Genomic DNA, 15899 nt, shown 5'->3' with positions numbered 1-15899 from the left:
GTTACCGTCATTAGCGTCAGTTGACGACCAAACTGTAGGAGGGATTCTCTTGGAGAAAGTGGATATCTTTAAGGACATTGCAGAACGAACGGGAGGGGACATTTACCTGGGGGTTGTCGGAGCAGTCCGGACAGGGAAATCAACCTTTATCAAACGTTTTGTGGAATCTGTAGTGCTGCCGAACATTCAAAGCGAAGCGGATAGGATCCGGGCTACCGATGAACTCCCGCAGAGCGCTGCTGGCCGCACGATTATGACAACGGAGCCGAAATTCGTACCGAATACGGCGGTTCAAATTTCTGTGGCCGAGGGACTGAACGTCAATGTTCGCCTTGTTGATTGTGTTGGATATGCAGTCGATGGCGCCAAAGGCTATGAAGACGAGAACGGACCTCGGATGATCAATACGCCATGGTTCGATGAGCCGATTCCTTTCCAAGAAGCGGCAGAAATCGGAACTCGGAAAGTCATTCAAGAGCATTCCACATTAGGTGTTGTTGTTACAACAGATGGCACGATTTCGGATATCCCGCGGTCATCCTATGTACTGGCTGAGGAAAGAGTCATTAATGAGCTCAAAGAAGTCGGGAAACCGTTCATTGTGATCATTAACTCTCAGAAACCTAATAGTGAACCTGCACTTGAGCTTCGCAGCGAGCTGCAAAGCCGCTATGATGTTCCTGTTGTGACAATGAGTGTAGCCAGCGCCGGAGAAGAAGAAATGGTCTCTGTGCTGCGTGAAGTGCTGTATGAGTTCCCAGTGCATGAAGTGAATGTGAACTTGCCTAGCTGGGTGATGGTGCTGGATGAGAATCATTGGCTGCGCACACAGTTCGAAGCATCCGTTCGCGATACGGTACAGGATATCAGACGCTTACGTGATGTTGACCGAGTTGTCAGTCAATTTGCTGAATATGAGTTTATCGACAAGGCGGCATTGGCTGGTCTGAATATGGGTCAGGGTGTAGCTGAGATTGATCTCTTTGCACCGGATGAACTGTATGACCGCATTCTCGTTGAGGTCGTGGGTGTCGAGATTCGCGGGAAGGATCATCTCCTTCAGCTCATGCAGGATTTCACACATGCGAAGAGGGAATATGATCAGTTCGCTGAAGCCCTTGAGATGGTCAAAACAACTGGCTACGGGATAGCGCCTCCTACGTTAGCGGAGATGGCGCTGGATGAGCCTGAGTTAATCCGTCAAGGTTCCAGATTCGGTGTTCGCTTGAGAGCTACCGCGCCTTCGATCCATATGATCCGAGTGGATGTTGAATCCGAATTCTCACCGATTATCGGAACGGAGAAACAAAGCGAAGAGCTAGTGCGCTATCTGATGCAGGACTTCGAGGATAATCCGCTGAAGATTTGGGAGTCTGATATCTTCGGAAGATCGCTGCACTCGATTGTGCGAGAAGGCATACAAGGCAAGCTGGCTCAAATGCCAGACAACGCGAGATACAAACTTCAAGAAACACTTGGCCGCATTATTAACGAAGGCTCTGGTGGCTTGATTGCCATTATTTTGTAGGTAAATGTGGACAAAAAAACACTCGAAAGAGTGTTTTTTGTCGTTTCTTAGCGGAAAGACCCACATAAATTGGAAATAGATACTTGAAATTGCTCCCTGAGTGTATTACTATGAATTTATTCGTCTGCTTTCAAAGTTCATTTTGCTTAGAAAATCAACGATTTTTCAGCGGTTTATGTATAATTTCTGAGAAAACGGTGAAAACAGGAAGTAACGGAAGTGAGAAATTTTGGGGGGAGGTGAATGGCATGAATAAATCTGAATTGATCAACAAAGTTGCGGAAACATCTGAGCTTTCCAAGAAAGACGCAACGAAAGCAGTAGATGCTGTTTTTGATGCAATTTCTGAAGCATTGCAAGGTGGAGATAAAGTGCAATTGGTTGGATTTGGTAACTTCGAAGTTCGTGAACGTTCTGCTCGTAAAGGACGCAATCCACAGACTGGTGGAGAAATTGATATCCCAGCTAGCAAAATCCCAGCTTTCAAACCTGGTAAAGCACTTAAAGATGGCATTCAATAATTTGTATTTATACATAGGATTGAACGTTACATAATTATAAAGCCGTGACCCCGGAATGGGGGGACGGCTTTATTTGTTTTCCCTTAATATGGCTTTACAATATGAAATTCTCCTACTATAATTACAAAAGTGAAAGCGTTATTCTTGGCAGTAAACGGGGAATGACGGGGTATGGCGCAGCTCGGTAGCGCGCACCCTTGGGGTGGGTGAGGTCGCACGTTCAAATCGTGTTACTCCGATTATCACAAAGACATCGGCGTTCGATGTCTTTTTCTATTGCCAAGAATACAGACGCAGTTCAATTTCAGCTAGGAATAGATGTCTAGAAATTCTTTTCTTGGAAGACGTAGGGGGTACCGGTTGTGAATAAGTTGAAGTTGAATGAGCTTGTGAAGTCACAGGATTGGACAATGTTTGGTATTATTGCTTCGATTTACTTGATCTGGCGTATTGGGACCGTTGGCAACTGGAGTACAGAATGCTGGATATTGTTATGTATCTGTCTGTTAGGTGTTCGGAAGGATCAGATTGACGTGGATTGGAAACGTTTTTTTTTGATAGGAATACCACTATTGGGTATTTTTTATTATTTTTATGGGACAGGGAACGGATTCTGGTGGAAGATCGCCAACTGGATGTTTGAAAATAATCGCCACCCTTGGCGCTGGGATAGTTATATGAATGCCATTCCGCTGAACTCTGGAGGATGGGCCAGATGGATTGCTAACCCTTTTCTAGATCGAGCAATGGTGTGGGTGTATAACTATGGCTTTGTGCTATCACTTTGGATTTGTATTGTGAGAAGTTTTTGGACACGCAGTGTGAAAAAAATGCTGTCCTATGCGCTGTCGGGACATATGCTGCAATTTCCGCTCATTTTACCCTTCTATAATCTCATCCTGCTCCATGAAGTGTGGTATGTAAATAAACAACCAGATTTGCTGCATCGCGTATTCGCGGATGAAAACTCTCTATTAGTAGCCGTCATGAATTGTTTTCCTAGTATGCATACCTCCATTTCATTCGCCATGCTCCTTCTGGCGCTTCGTGAGAAGGACCGCATTTTTAAATACATGATGGTTACCTATTGCTCAGCGATTATTTTCTCAACGTTATATTTGCAAATTCATTGGGTGATTGATGTTTGTGCAGGTATGTTATTCGCATATGGCACGGTGAAATTAACGGATCTCATCATACGACTAGGTACCACACATGTGTTGCCGGCCAGATTCAAACATTTTTACCGAAAACGCACAAATTCATCTTCTACTGAAATATCCGTCTAGGACATGTTGACTTCCGGTTACTATTTTTGGCATCATTAGATATAGGGATGAAGGATAGGGAAGAACGGAGGATAACTATGGAACAATCGAATAAATCGAATCAGTCCAATCAGTCGAACGCGAATTCGAACTCGAATGGTAATGAGTACTTCGTGATTAAAGCCAAAGACAATGGTGTTCATGTGATTGGATTAACACGTGGACAAGACACACGTTTTCATCATACAGAGAAGCTGGATAAGGGCGAAGTCATGATTGCTCAGTTTACGGAGCATACCTCCGCGGTAAAAGTGAGAGGTAAGGCATTGATTATGACGAAGTTTGGAACGATCGATACAGAAGAGTAAGAGTGAATCAACAAATAAGTGTTGTTATTTGGACAAAAGCAGGCATAGCCTGCTTTTTTTATTTGTACAATGGTGTATAGGACTTGTCATTGGGAATAACCTGTGGGTTATTTGGCTCCTGCATATGCTTAGGAGGTGTTGAATGTGAAATGGTCGATGCGCATTGTGATGACGCTTGGTATTTCTGTTGTTGTTGCGATAAGTTTATCCATGCTGCCGAAGATGGATCTTTCTTCAGGCTTGAGTTCTGCTTACACGTGGTCCAATAATCGAGGCGGTCAGTTGACTGAGAATAATCTAGCGGATCTGCTCGTTCAAATTCCGCTGCAGCTGCGGATTCGGAAGGTGGAGCTGAGTGCAACACGATTGTCACTTGACTTGAGCTTGCCCAAAAATGCGGATACGATTGCCGTTTATCGGGACTTATATACCATTGCGCAAACGATGCTTATCAATACGAAGAATGTAGATCAAGTATGGGTACGCATCATCGATTATTCAGGAGCTGCAGATACAACTTCAACACAGCTCGTCCTTGCTATGGTAGCGCAGCGAGAATATGGAAAGGATATGGAGAAGAAACCTTCTGAATTAAGTTTAATTCAATTGGAGCAGGAGTTGCAGAACCGCTTTCGAATCACATATACCTCTAAATGGCAGCAAAAATATCCGCTATAATTTATTGTGCTTCTATTAACTTGTTATGCTATAATAATTTGGATTGAGACATCGAGGTTTATAAAATGAGATTTGGCATACGGTTACGGAGGCTTTTGCATGAATTCTTATCGGATCCCTGAGATCGCTAAGCAGTACACGGAGTATGATATGATCCAAATTCACACAGACTTGCCCGATTTTCCTGAGTTGCGCACACGTCTGTTGTTTGCATTCTTGAATGAAGATAACAAACTAAGTTCATTAAGTGAATTATTTACCTTAGCTACTGCACTTGTCCAGCTTGGCCTCGATACCCATGATCTTGTGACAGCATCCAATGAAGTCAAGGAGAAGAAGGCATCTAGATCAAGGCAGTTGAAGGTGCTGGCAGGGGACTACTTTAGTGCCAGATTTTATCATCTCCTAGCCAAAACGGGACAGATTGATATGATTAAGCAACTTTCGAATGCGATCTGTGAAGTCAATCGGCTTAAGATGAGCAGCTATATGAAAATGAAACAGCTGAAACTGACGGCAGAAGATTACATTCACCATATGGTGGAAATCAAATCTCAGCTGTTTTTGTCTTTTTCAGAAGTCATGTCCGAAACACACAAGCCAGCATGGCCTGATATTTTGAGAAGCTTTGTGAGATGTGAACTATTATTTAATGAAATTTTCTGTATGGAGTCAACTTCGAAGTTTAGAGGTAGCTGGGGATATTGGCATATTAACCAGAATGGCACCAAAGAAGAGCGAAAGCAGCTGCAAGTTGAAGAAGTTGATACAACAAAGGTTCGCACTCTTTTGCATAAATACAGTATCTCTTCGCAATTGTATCAATTGCTTAACCTTCATACCAAGCAATTGCAGGACTATATTAAGAAGCTTGATTCGGACATGCTACAAAGTGAACTCTTTCACATGGGAGAGCCCTTTTTACGATTTACTGGGGAGAAGCCCAAAGTATTAGAAGAAATTTAAGGGGATTAAGGGGACCTGGGTAATGAGTGTAAGTAAAACAAATACCGACAACAAAAAAGCTAAGAGCAAAGAAGAGTTTGTCCATGGTGTCTTTGAAAGTATCGCGCCTAAGTATGATTTGATGAATAATATTATTAGTTTTAACCGGCATAAAGCATGGCGCAAATTTGCGATGAAGAAGATGAATGTACAGCCAGGGGATACAGCAATCGATCTATGCTGTGGTACGTGTGACTGGACAATAAGTCTTGCGCAAGCCAGTGGTACTGGGAAAATGGTTGGCTTAGATTTCAGCCAGAACATGCTGGATTTTGGAGCGGAGAAAGTAAAACAATTGCGCTTAGATCAGCAGATCGAGCTTATACAAGGAAATGCGATGAGTCTTCCGTTTGACGACAATACTTTTGACTTTGCCACAATCGGGTTTGCCCTGCGTAATGTTCCCGATCTAGAACAAGTCATCAGAGAAATGCAACGTGTCGTTAAGCCCGGAGGGCTAGTTGTGTCTTTAGAGCTATCTAAACCAACCTGGCAGCCGTTCAAGTCCTTATACTATATCTATTTCCGGCATATCATGCCCTTCCTTGGTAAATTGATTGTCAAAAAATATGAGCAATACAAATGGTTACCGGAGTCCCTAATTACATTTCCAGATCATAAACAACTTGCAGCGATCTTCGCAAAGAATGGTTTAGATCAGGTACAAGCCCACCCGCTCTTTGGCGGTGTAGCAGCTTTACATGTAGGGACTAAAGGTAAAACGAAATCAGGAGTGTAACAGCATATGTTTACTAAATTGAAGATTTTTCTTGAAATGATTAAATTTGAACACAGCGTGTTTGCTTTACCCTTTGCCTTCATGGGAGCTATTCTTGGTTCCGTGGTACTACATGGGCATCTGCCGAGTTGGGCACAAATTGGTTGGATTACGTTAGCTATGGTAGGGGCAAGAACTGCCGCGATGGCGTTGAATCGTGTTATTGACCAAGCGATTGACAAACGCAATCCTCGGACGGTGAATCGTGCTATTCCTGCCGGGCTTATTTCAGTCCCACAAGTCATTATCTATATCATCATCTCGTTTGCAGTTCTTTTCTGGGCAACCTATCATCTAAGCACGTTGTCTATGAAGCTGCTTCCAATAGCTGTATTCTTTCTTGTCATTTATTCGTATACCAAAAGATTCACATGGACCTGCCATTTCGTTCTAGGTTTGACGCTAGGTCTTGCTCCATTAGGTGGCTGGATTGCGGTTACTGGTCAATTTACGTGGTCTTCGATCATCTTTTTCCTAACGGTTGCTTGCTGGAGCGCAGGATTTGATCTGATTTACGCTTGTCAGGATGCAGATTTTGATCGTAAAGAAGGCTTGCACTCTCTGCCTAGTCGATTTGGCATTAAAGCAGCTTTGCAAACAGCTCGTGTGCTTCATGTTTTGACTGCAATCGGATTAGTCTCCTTATTCTTTATCACGCATTTGAGTTGGTTGTATTTAGTCGGGCTAGTTATTGCTTATATCTTGCTGTTTAAAGAACATAGACTCGTTACACCACAGGATTTATCCAAATTAAACACGGCTTTTTTCACGATGAATGGTGTTTTAAGTTTAGTTATGTTCACATTCACATTACTTGATGTCTTAGTAAGCCAACACTCATGAGCAGCGGAAACTGGGTTATTGGAATTACGGGTGCGAGTGGAGCTATTTATGGCGTACGGTTGTGTGAAGTTTTGTTGGATCTTGGTTTAGATGTACATCTTATTATTACGGATGCTGGATGGCGTGTCCTGCAGGACGAGTTGGACTGGAGCGTCACGAAACGTCAGGATGTCCTCGAAAAGCAGTTCGGGGGACGAGCAGGTTCATTTGAATATCATCCCGTAGCGAATATAGGTGCGACAGTTGCCAGCGGTTCATTTCGAACCAAGGGGATGGTTGTCATTCCATGTTCAATGGGGACGTTATCCGGTATTGCGCATGGATCATCCGATAACTTACTTGAACGTACCGCGGATGTCATGTTAAAAGAAGGAAGAAAATTAATTCTGGTGCCAAGGGAAACACCTTTGCATGCTATACATTTAGAAAATATGCTTACCCTAACAAGAATGGGTGTGCGAATGATTCCGGCTATGCCAGCCTTCTATAATCATCCGCGCTCAATCGATGAGATGGTTGATTTTTTGGTAGGCAAAGTAATGGATAGTATGGAGATTGAACATTCCTTGTACCGGAGATGGGGAGATACGAATGAGCAACCTAGACCCTAAAATCCGAATTGGTCGAATCAACTATACAAATGTATGGCCGATCTATTTTTATTTTCCAGAATTGATGAACAGTTCGGAAGTCGATATTATTGAGCAAGTCCCTACATCACTCAATCAAGCAATGGCGGAAGGCCGGATTGATATGGGGCCAATTTCTTCTTTTTCATATGGACAATATTTTGAAGATTATATGCTTTTCCCTGACCTATCCGTAAGCTCATATGGTGAAGTGAATTCAATTCTGTTATTCCATGACAAACCACTGCGTGAAATCGTAAACGGGAAGATCATCCTTCCGACGACATCAGCAACGTCTGTGAATTTACTTAAAATCATTATTGAGAAGTTTTATAATGGCAAACCGACGTATGAGTATGCGAAGCCAAGCTTGGATCAAATGATGGAGGGAGCAGATGCTGCACTCCTCATTGGGGACGATGCGATTAAGGAAAGTTGGCGTAATCAAAAGTATATGATTACTGATCTAGGTCAAGAATGGGCCAAATGGACAGGGAAATGGATGTCATTTGCCGTCTGGGCAATTCGTAAGGAAACGATTCGTAAATATCCTGAGCTTGTAGCTACCGTTTATGAGGCATTCAAAGCAAGTAAAGAAAAAGCGCATCGCGATCCGAAATTCATGATAGAAGAGGCGCAAGCTACTGTTGGCGGCAACGCGGATTATTGGCATCATTATTTTCATACATTGTGTTATGATTTCGCGGCTGAACAGTGGGAAGGACTTACTTCGTATTATCAGTACTGTTACGAGCTAGGTTTCTTACCCAAACCAGTTCAAATAGGCATTTGGGAAGATAATAAAGTGGCACGGGTGACAGAATGAAAAACTTGTTGGATATTTATTCTAGAAAAAGAAGAGATATTTCAGCGATCGAGAAAGAACTCGAAGAGAGTGTTAATAACGATCATTCTTTACTAAGAGAAACCTCGATCCATCTACTTAAAGCAGGAGGGAAACGGATTAGACCCGTTTTCGTCCTGTTATCAGGTGAATTTGGCAATTATCAACTGCAAACGATGAAAAACGTAGCCGTGCCATTAGAGCTGATCCATATGGCCTCCCTTGTCCATGATGATGTTATCGATGATGCTAACACGCGACGTGGTCAATTGACGGTACGTTCCAAATGGGATAATCGCATTGCTATGTTTACAGGTGATTATATATTTGCTAGAGCGCTAGGTGTGATTACTCAGATCCCGAATCCCAAAGTTCATCAGATTATGTCCAAAGCTATTGTGGAAATGTCCATTGGCGAGATGGAACAGATTCGATTTTTCTTTCATTCCGAGCAAACCATTCGTGATTATTTACTGCGCATTCGCCGTAAAACTGCTTTGTTAATTGCGATTTCATGTCAATTAGGAGCGATGGCATCAGGGGCTTCTGATCAGGTGAGCACTAAATTGTATAATTTTGGCTATAATGTAGGTATGGCCTTCCAAATTAGAGATGATATTCTGGATTTAATCGGAACGGAGAAGCAAATTGGGAAGCCGCCTGGGAGCGATGTTAAGCAGGGGAATATCACATTACCCGTATTGCTGACCCTCCAAGATCCTGTTTTGAAACCGATGATATTGACAGAACTGGATCGAATCCATAAACTGGATGGACAAACAGATGTGAGTCGATTCCTAGAAATGATCCGCGGCAGCGCTGGCATTAAGGAAGCCGATCGACTTTCTCAGCTTTATATTGATAAAGCGATTTCGTCGTTAGACAACCTGCCAGATATCCAAGCGAAGAAGGATCTCATTGAAGTCGCTTATTTCATTGGGAATCGATCGTATTAACGTTAACGTGAAGTGGATGCTTAAGAAGTCATTTTTTTGACGAAAACTTAAGTGGATGCTTACGAAGTCAGTTTTCTGGCGAAAACTTTAAGGAGGTAGTCTTTCAATGGAAAAAACATTTCTCATGGTTAAACCAGATGGTGTGCAGCGGGGGCTTGTCGGCGAGATTGTTAAGCGCTTTGAACAAAAGGGTTTCCAATTGATTGGCAGCAAGCTGACGGTCATTAGCCGTGAGCAGGCGGAGATACACTATGCAGAGCATAAAGGAAAAGATTTTTTCGAAAGACTTGTGAATTTTATTACATCAGGCCCTGTCTTTGCCATGGTATGGCATGGTGATCAAGTTATCGCTTTGTCCCGAACAATGATTGGCAAAACAAATTCGCTTGAAGCCGCACCTGGAACCATTCGCGGAGATTACGCCGTACATACGAATCTCAATCTGATTCATGGGTCTGATTCACCTGAAAGCGCCGAACGTGAAATTAATAACTTCTTTCAGCCTAGTGAAATTCACATGTATACGAAAAACATACAAGAATGGATCTAACAACTACTTAACCAAAGAATCTGGTATCTGATGGGGATACAGGTTCTTTTTTGTTGTTATATAAAGGATTTTGGTAAATCCACACAGAAAGTATCAGGGTAGATACTGATCAAGGTGGGTGGACAGCATGGAAGATCAAGATTTTTTACTATTTATTAAAAAGATAAAGGAACACACGTCCATTGATCTTGCGCTGTATAAAGAAGCGCAAATGAAGCGACGATTAACTACCTTGCGGATGAAGCGGGGTTACAATACGTTTATTTCTTTTTTTGAAGCTATGATGAAAGATAAAGAACTCTTCTATGAGTTTCTGGATCGGATGACGATCAATGTTTCTGAGTTTTGGCGGAATCCGAATCGTTGGGAGCTCGTGGAGCAAAAATTTATTCCAGAAATGCTAAAACGTAATCGTAGGTTAAAAATTTGGAGTGCCGCCTGTTCGACAGGGGAAGAGCCATACACGTTAGCTATGATCTTAGCTGAACAAGGGGCGCTGGGTGAGACGACCTTACACGCGACGGATATTGACGATGGCGCTTTGGAGAAAGCGCGTAAAGGCATGTATTTGGACCGCTCCGTGCGCGATGTTCCGGCTGCTTATGTGAAGAAATATTTTAAGCAAGATGGTCTCATGTTTCATGTTTCAGATGAACTCAAAAAAGCAGTGAAATTCCAAAAGCAAAACTTACTCGTCGACACGTTTGATAGTGGTTACGATCTTATCGTTTGCCGGAATGTAATCATCTATTTCACAGAAGAAGCAAAGCATGTCCTTTATCAAAAGTTTGCCAAAGCCCTTAAACCTGGCGGTTTGCTTTTCGTCGGTTCCACAGAGCAAATTTTCTCGCCTGGTCAATATGATTTAGAGGCTGCCGAAACGTTCTTTTATCGCAAAAAGGGTGTATAAGATCTTCCTTATCTTCCAATACTAAGATGTAGCAATGCAAAGTGAGAGAAATGTCGCGCTTTGCACAATGCATACACGCTTAGGGGGCTATCATGGACAAACGCAAGGTGATTACCGCTTATCGCAGAGGAATGATTTCCATTCAAGAATGTGCTCAAATTTTAGGAGTCGATTCCTCACAAATTACGGGTCTAATGAATGATCCTCAGCTTTGTGAGCCTCAGAGGGTTGTCCAGAAGCAGCCTATGCACGGGTAATACTAGCTCCTGTCTAGTTGATGACACGCTTACGCGGAAGGGAATGTCCCCGACCTGTGAAGCGTGTTTTTGCATTTGTGTTGTTGCCAAACCTGAATACCTATACTATAATGACAACAGATAATCGCGCGTCAAAGCGCTAAAGTGCTTGGTGCTGCAACATTCTCAACGTTAGCACACGAAGTAAGTATGCTCGGTTTTTCCATACTATTATGTTTATATACGGAGTTCCATGTTCTTCGTAAAATTCTTAGGGGGTAACGGATTGTGAGATATTTAACAGCAGGTGAAACGCATGGACCGCAGCTCACTGCGATTATTGAAGGGTTCCCAAGTAATGTAACCCTTAACTTTGAAGACTTGAACCATCAATTACATAGACGTCAAAAAGGCTATGGTCGTGGTCGTCGGATGCAAATCGAGAAAGATACAGCTACCATTGCAGGTGGTGTGCGCCATGGTAAAACAACAGGAGCACCAATCGCTTTAGTCGTTGTAAACAATGACTGGAAACATTGGACTTCGGTTATGGGTATCGAACCCGTTGAAGAAGATAATGAAGGTAAACGTCGCGTCAATCGTCCTCGTCCTGGACATGCGGATTTAAACGGCGGACTTAAATATAATCAAAAAGATTTACGTAATATTTTGGAAAGATCCAGTGCGCGTGAAACAACAATGCGCGTTGCTACGGGTGCAGTAGCGCGTCAATTACTAGCTGAGTTCGGGATCAAAGTAGCTGGACAAGTTATTCGAATCGGCGATGTAGAAGTAGAGCGTCAAGAACTGCCAGTTGATGAGCTCATTCGTATTACGGAAGAATCACCAGTTCGTGTAGTGGATAAAGAAGCAGAAGCCAAAATGATCGCTGCGATTGATGCTGCCAAAGAAGATGGCGATACATTGGGTGGTATTGTTGAAGTTATTATTGAAGGTGTGCCAGTTGGACTAGGCAGCCATGTTCAATGGGATCGCAAATTGGATGGCAAAATTGCACAAGCGGTGCTTTCCATTCAAGCATTCAAAGGTGTTGAATTCGGTATTGGTTTTGAAGCAGCAGAGCGTAGAGGCTCCAATGTACATGACGAAATCTTGTACACGCAAGAAGAAGGCTTCAGACGCAGAACGAATCGTGCAGGCGGTTTTGAAGGTGGTATGACGACTGGCGAGCAAATCATCGTGCGCGGTGTTATGAAGCCAATCTCGACGTTGTACAAGCCATTGCAAAGCGTGGATATTGATACGAAGGAAGTATTCACAGCGCAAGTAGAGCGTTCCGACACTTGTGCCGTGCCAGCAGCATGCGTGATTATGGAAAACGTAATTGCCTGGGAAGTGGCGAATGCTTTCTTGGATAAATTCGGCGGAGATTCCATCGAAGAAATTCGTACGAACTTAACGAATTTCCTCAAGCAAGTGGAGAACTACTAAAATGAGAGAACTTACCGTAGAGCTTGGAGAACGGTCTTATCCCATTTATATTGGCCAAGGCATTCTTACCAATATCACGGCGCTGTTCGACCGCGCGAAGCTTAGCCGCAAGTCGCCGCTGCTCATCGTCACCGACGAATCGGTGGCGGCACTACACTTGGAGCGCGTCCTGACGCTGCTCCGTGAAGGCGGCTTCGCCGCGACAGCCTGCGTCGTGCCCGCAGGCGAAACATCCAAATCCCTCGCGCAGCTCGAGGGAATCGTCACTGCCGCCCTCCAGGCCGGCCTTGATCGCAATTCTGCGATCATTGCCCTCGGAGGAGGCGTGGTCGGCGATCTCGCCGGCTTCGCCGCGGCGAGCTTCATGCGCGGGATCCGCTTCGTGCAGATCCCGACGACGATCCTTGCCCACGACAGCTCTGTCGGCGGCAAGGTAGCGGTCAATCACCCGATGGCGAAGAACATCATCGGGGCGTTTCACCAGCCGGAGCTAGTCCTCTTCGACATCGACTTGCTGTTGACTTTGCCTGAGCGCGAAGTGAAGGCAGGCCTGTCTGAAGTGATCAAGCATGGCTTGATCTGGGATGCCGCTTTTACACAGTGGTGCGATGAAAACGCAGACAAGCTGCTGACGTTAGATCCAGAAGCGTTAAGTTATGCGCTTTATATAGGTTGTCAGGTGAAAGCCATCGTGGTATCGCAGGATGAACGAGAGAATGATCTCCGTGCGATATTAAACCTCGGACATACGATCGGACATGCACTAGAAGCCGTAGCGGGCTATGGTGAGTTGCTTCACGGTGAGGCCATCGCTATTGGGATGGTTGGCGCTGCAAAGCTTGCTCAACAGTTCGGCTACAGCGAAGATATTCATACGGTGACCAAAGGTTTATTTGAGAAATATGGGCTGCCAGTAGCCATTCCTTCGCATTTGGATACAGATCGCATTATGAGTGCCATGATGCATGATAAGAAGTTCAAAGAAGGTACGATGGTGTACATCATTCCTACCGAAATTGGTAAAGTCGAGATCCGCAAGGACGTAACGGCACAGCAAGTCAGAGAAATTGTTGACCTTCTAAAAGGGGAGAAATAACCGATGTACTTAAGGGGAATTCGCGGCGCGACAACAGTTCAACACAATGATGCAGATGAAATACTTTCAGCTACGAGTGAGCTTCTTCAAGCAATTGTAGAAGCCAATGATTTCCTTCCAGAAGATATTGGATCGGTTTTCATTACAGTTACGGAAGATATTACGGCAACGTTTCCAGCAAGAGCTATTCGTACGTTGGTAGGCTGGGAACTTGTACCGCTAATGTGTTCATTAGAAGTGCCGGTTGAGAATGCATTACCAAAATGTATTCGCTTGATGGTGCAGGTGAACACGACCAAAACCCAAGCAGAGATCAACCATGTGTATTTGAAAGAAGCGAAAGCGCTTCGGCCTGATATTGTTAAATTGACAAATGAAGCTACACGGTAGTATAGTGAATTTAGATGAGTTTAGGTTAGTAGAGCAGAGTTTAGTCGAGTAGAGCAGAGCCGAGTTGAGATGAGAAAAAGTAAAGTAGCAGCTGTATGACCATAGGTTCGTTCCCATAGGGGATCGTCTATTTACTCATACCCAGCCCTCATTATTTTTTTTCACATTCATCCTGATCGTCTACTGAAACTAAAGTCAACCTCTACCCCTGGTAGAGGTTTTTTTGTATTCGAATAGAGTTTTGAGCGCCGCAAAGACGAGTAGCTCACAAGCTGAGAGGGGATGTTTCCATGTATACACCTGAGTTGCAAGAAGTCATTCGTTTGTCCAAAGATTATAATCTTATCCCAGTGGTGCGTCATTTACTAGCAGATACCGAAACGCCAATACGTGTGTTCCAACATTTGTACCAAGAGCCCCGTGCTTTCCTTTTAGAAAGCGTAGAAGGAGGAGTGAAATGGGCACGTTATTCCTTCTTAGGAAGCGATCCTTTCTTAATGATCACGGCGAAGCATGGAAAAACAACGGTCGAAACGGGGTCCGAAAAGAAAGTTACGGATGAGAAACCGATCGAAGTGTTGAAGGCTTATCTTCGTTCCTACTCCAGCCCTCAGCTTGCTGACCTTCCTCGTTTTACAGGCGGTGCGGTTGGATTCTTCGGATATGATTTATTGCAATACTATGAGAAACTGCCGGCTCATCAGATTGATGACTTGCAAATGAATGATATTCAATTCATGTTCTGTGACCAGGTTATTGTGTTTGATCATTTCAAACAGCAGATTAAAGTGATTGCAAACATACATGTGCCCCAATTCGCAACGGATGCGGATATCGCGAAAGCCTATCAAGCAACCTGTGAGAAAATCGATGCGACGATTGAGAAGATTAAACGTCCACTTAAATCAGATACGATGACGCATAATCCAATTGTATCTGAACCAGAACTGGGTGAAATTCGCTCCAATATTACGAAAGAAAAGTACATCGCCAATGTAAACAAAGCGAAAGAATACATTCGTGCCGGCGATATATTCCAAGTCGTGCTATCGCAGCGTTTTGAAATGGAAACGACCGTTTCTCCTTTGCAGGTGTATCGTGTACTTCGAACAATGAATCCTTCGCCTTATATGTACGTGTTAAAAATGGATGATGAGGTTATTGTCGGTACATCCCCCGAGCTGCTGGTACGTGTTGAGGAAGAAAAAGTAGAAACGAGGCCAATTGCTGGAACAAGACCTAGAGGCAAAACACCAGAGGAAGACCATGCATTAGAGCTTGAATTGCTTGCGGATGAGAAAGAACGTGCGGAGCATTTGATGCTGGTTGATCTAGGACGCAATGATATCGGGCGTGTGTCGGAATTCGGTACTGTCAAATGTGATACGTTTATGGACATTGAACGCTACTCGCACGTGATGCATATCGTTTCGAATGTGTCTGGTAAGATAGCGAAAGATAAAGATTTCTTTGATGCTTTCCTTTCCTGTATGCCTGCAGGCACGGTGTCTGGAGCGCCGAAGCTGAGAGCGATGGGGATTATTGCTGAATTGGAACCTGAATCTCGCGGTTCTTACGCTGGTGCGATTGGTTATCTAGGATTTTCCGGGAATTTGGACACTTGTATTACGATTCGGACGATTGTTTTCAAGAATGGCAAAGCCTATGTGCAAGCAGGGGCGGGAATCGTTTGGGATTCAGTACCTGAGAGTGAATATCAAGAAACCGTGAACAAAGCGACGGCTTTGCTGAAATCAATTCGTATGGCAGAAGCCATGTTCAGTCCTGAGCCAAGACCTGTAAGCGATATTAACAAAGATTATTTTGTTAACTCATAGAAGGAAGGG

General features: G+C 43.8%; 18 protein-coding genes and 1 tRNA gene. All 19 read left to right on the top strand.

Features of this window, described 5'->3' with window-relative positions; translation table 11 throughout:
• The first annotated feature begins 49 nt into the window (after positions 1–49).
• The gene (gene spoIVA, locus AC58QM_RS05740; RefSeq protein ID WP_056614411.1) at positions 50–1528 is read left to right on the top strand and encodes a stage IV sporulation protein A; all 1479 of its coding nucleotides are present in this window, start codon (positions 50–52) and stop codon (positions 1526–1528) included.
• Between the two features lie 248 nt (positions 1529–1776).
• A complete protein-coding gene (locus AC58QM_RS05735; RefSeq protein ID WP_056614405.1) occupies positions 1777–2049 on the top strand; it encodes an HU family DNA-binding protein in 273 nt (90 codons plus the stop codon).
• 165 nt (positions 2050–2214) lie between these two features.
• Positions 2215–2288 (top strand) — tRNA-Pro (locus AC58QM_RS05730).
• A gap of 123 nt (positions 2289–2411) precedes the next feature.
• Positions 2412–3338, top strand: a complete 927-nt coding sequence (locus tag AC58QM_RS05725; RefSeq protein ID WP_497282135.1) for a phosphatase PAP2 family protein — start codon at positions 2412–2414, stop codon at positions 3336–3338.
• A 77-nt stretch (positions 3339–3415) separates the two neighbouring features.
• Positions 3416–3685 (top strand): trp RNA-binding attenuation protein MtrB, encoded by a 270-nt coding sequence (mtrB, locus tag AC58QM_RS05720; RefSeq protein ID WP_497282133.1) that lies wholly within the window; start codon positions 3416–3418, stop codon positions 3683–3685.
• A gap of 144 nt (positions 3686–3829) precedes the next feature.
• Positions 3830–4363 (top strand): hypothetical protein, encoded by a 534-nt coding sequence (locus AC58QM_RS05715; RefSeq protein ID WP_310223467.1) that lies wholly within the window; start codon positions 3830–3832, stop codon positions 4361–4363.
• A gap of 99 nt (positions 4364–4462) precedes the next feature.
• Positions 4463–5329 carry a heptaprenyl diphosphate synthase component 1 gene (locus AC58QM_RS05710; protein ID WP_497282131.1) on the top strand — a complete coding sequence of 289 codons (867 nt, stop codon included), beginning with the start codon at positions 4463–4465 and terminating at the stop codon, positions 5327–5329.
• Between the two features lie 22 nt (positions 5330–5351).
• Positions 5352–6107, top strand: coding sequence for a demethylmenaquinone methyltransferase (locus AC58QM_RS05705; RefSeq protein WP_497282130.1), 756 nt, complete (start codon positions 5352–5354; stop codon positions 6105–6107).
• A 6-nt stretch (positions 6108–6113) separates the two neighbouring features.
• Positions 6114–6989, top strand: coding sequence for a UbiA-like polyprenyltransferase (locus AC58QM_RS05700; protein ID WP_497282128.1), 876 nt, complete (start codon positions 6114–6116; stop codon positions 6987–6989).
• The gene (locus AC58QM_RS05695) at positions 6986–7600 is read left to right on the top strand and encodes a UbiX family flavin prenyltransferase (RefSeq protein WP_497282126.1); all 615 of its coding nucleotides are present in this window, start codon (positions 6986–6988) and stop codon (positions 7598–7600) included. The genes AC58QM_RS05700 and AC58QM_RS05695 overlap by 4 nt, the downstream gene beginning before the upstream one ends.
• Positions 7581–8444: a menaquinone biosynthetic enzyme MqnA/MqnD family protein gene (locus AC58QM_RS05690; RefSeq protein ID WP_497282124.1), complete on the top strand. Its 864-nt coding sequence runs from the start codon at positions 7581–7583 to the stop codon at positions 8442–8444. The genes AC58QM_RS05695 and AC58QM_RS05690 overlap by 20 nt, the downstream gene beginning before the upstream one ends.
• Positions 8441–9418, top strand: coding sequence for a polyprenyl synthetase family protein (locus AC58QM_RS05685; RefSeq protein ID WP_497282122.1), 978 nt, complete (start codon positions 8441–8443; stop codon positions 9416–9418). Before AC58QM_RS05690 ends, AC58QM_RS05685 begins: the two co-directional genes overlap by 4 nt.
• A gap of 106 nt (positions 9419–9524) precedes the next feature.
• A complete protein-coding gene (gene ndk / locus AC58QM_RS05680; RefSeq protein ID WP_497282120.1) occupies positions 9525–9968 on the top strand; it encodes a nucleoside-diphosphate kinase in 444 nt (147 codons plus the stop codon).
• A gap of 127 nt (positions 9969–10095) precedes the next feature.
• Entirely contained in the window at positions 10096–10878 is a 783-nt protein-coding gene (locus tag AC58QM_RS05675) for a CheR family methyltransferase (protein WP_497282118.1), read from the top strand.
• 92 nt (positions 10879–10970) lie between these two features.
• Positions 10971–11135, top strand: a complete 165-nt coding sequence (locus AC58QM_RS05670) for a hypothetical protein (RefSeq protein ID WP_310223485.1) — start codon at positions 10971–10973, stop codon at positions 11133–11135.
• 267 nt (positions 11136–11402) lie between these two features.
• A complete protein-coding gene (gene aroC / locus AC58QM_RS05665) occupies positions 11403–12566 on the top strand; it encodes a chorismate synthase (RefSeq protein WP_497282117.1) in 1164 nt (387 codons plus the stop codon).
• 1 nt (position 12567) lies between these two features.
• A complete protein-coding gene (gene aroB, locus AC58QM_RS05660) occupies positions 12568–13662 on the top strand; it encodes a 3-dehydroquinate synthase (protein ID WP_497282115.1) in 1095 nt (364 codons plus the stop codon).
• 3 nt (positions 13663–13665) lie between these two features.
• Positions 13666–14052: a chorismate mutase gene (gene aroH, locus AC58QM_RS05655; RefSeq protein ID WP_310223491.1), complete on the top strand. Its 387-nt coding sequence runs from the start codon at positions 13666–13668 to the stop codon at positions 14050–14052.
• A gap of 290 nt (positions 14053–14342) precedes the next feature.
• Positions 14343–15890 (top strand): anthranilate synthase component I, encoded by a 1548-nt coding sequence (gene trpE, locus AC58QM_RS05650; RefSeq protein WP_497282114.1) that lies wholly within the window; start codon positions 14343–14345, stop codon positions 15888–15890.
• Positions 15891–15899: the final 9 nt, after the last annotated feature.

The sequence above is a fragment of the Paenibacillus sp. J22P165 genome, from assembly GCF_059692015.1.
This window is presented reverse-complemented; position numbering and strand designations above follow the sequence as displayed.

Coding starts and splice junctions, on each gene's coding strand:
- AC58QM_RS05735 (WP_056614405.1), top strand. CDS start 1,777: ATGAATAAATCTGAATTGATCAACAAAGTTGCGGAAACATCTGAGCTT.
- mtrB (WP_497282133.1), top strand. CDS start 3,416: ATGGAACAATCGAATAAATCGAATCAGTCCAATCAGTCGAACGCGAAT.
- AC58QM_RS05710 (WP_497282131.1), top strand. CDS start 4,463: ATGAATTCTTATCGGATCCCTGAGATCGCTAAGCAGTACACGGAGTAT.
- AC58QM_RS05705 (WP_497282130.1), top strand. CDS start 5,352: ATGAGTGTAAGTAAAACAAATACCGACAACAAAAAAGCTAAGAGCAAA.
- AC58QM_RS05700 (WP_497282128.1), top strand. CDS start 6,114: ATGTTTACTAAATTGAAGATTTTTCTTGAAATGATTAAATTTGAACAC.
- AC58QM_RS05695 (WP_497282126.1), top strand. CDS start 6,986: ATGAGCAGCGGAAACTGGGTTATTGGAATTACGGGTGCGAGTGGAGCT.
- AC58QM_RS05690 (WP_497282124.1), top strand. CDS start 7,581: ATGAGCAACCTAGACCCTAAAATCCGAATTGGTCGAATCAACTATACA.
- AC58QM_RS05685 (WP_497282122.1), top strand. CDS start 8,441: ATGAAAAACTTGTTGGATATTTATTCTAGAAAAAGAAGAGATATTTCA.
- ndk (WP_497282120.1), top strand. CDS start 9,525: ATGGAAAAAACATTTCTCATGGTTAAACCAGATGGTGTGCAGCGGGGG.
- AC58QM_RS05675 (WP_497282118.1), top strand. CDS start 10,096: ATGGAAGATCAAGATTTTTTACTATTTATTAAAAAGATAAAGGAACAC.
- AC58QM_RS05670 (WP_310223485.1), top strand. CDS start 10,971: ATGGACAAACGCAAGGTGATTACCGCTTATCGCAGAGGAATGATTTCC.
- aroB (WP_497282115.1), top strand. CDS start 12,568: ATGAGAGAACTTACCGTAGAGCTTGGAGAACGGTCTTATCCCATTTAT.
- aroH (WP_310223491.1), top strand. CDS start 13,666: ATGTACTTAAGGGGAATTCGCGGCGCGACAACAGTTCAACACAATGAT.
- trpE (WP_497282114.1), top strand. CDS start 14,343: ATGTATACACCTGAGTTGCAAGAAGTCATTCGTTTGTCCAAAGATTAT.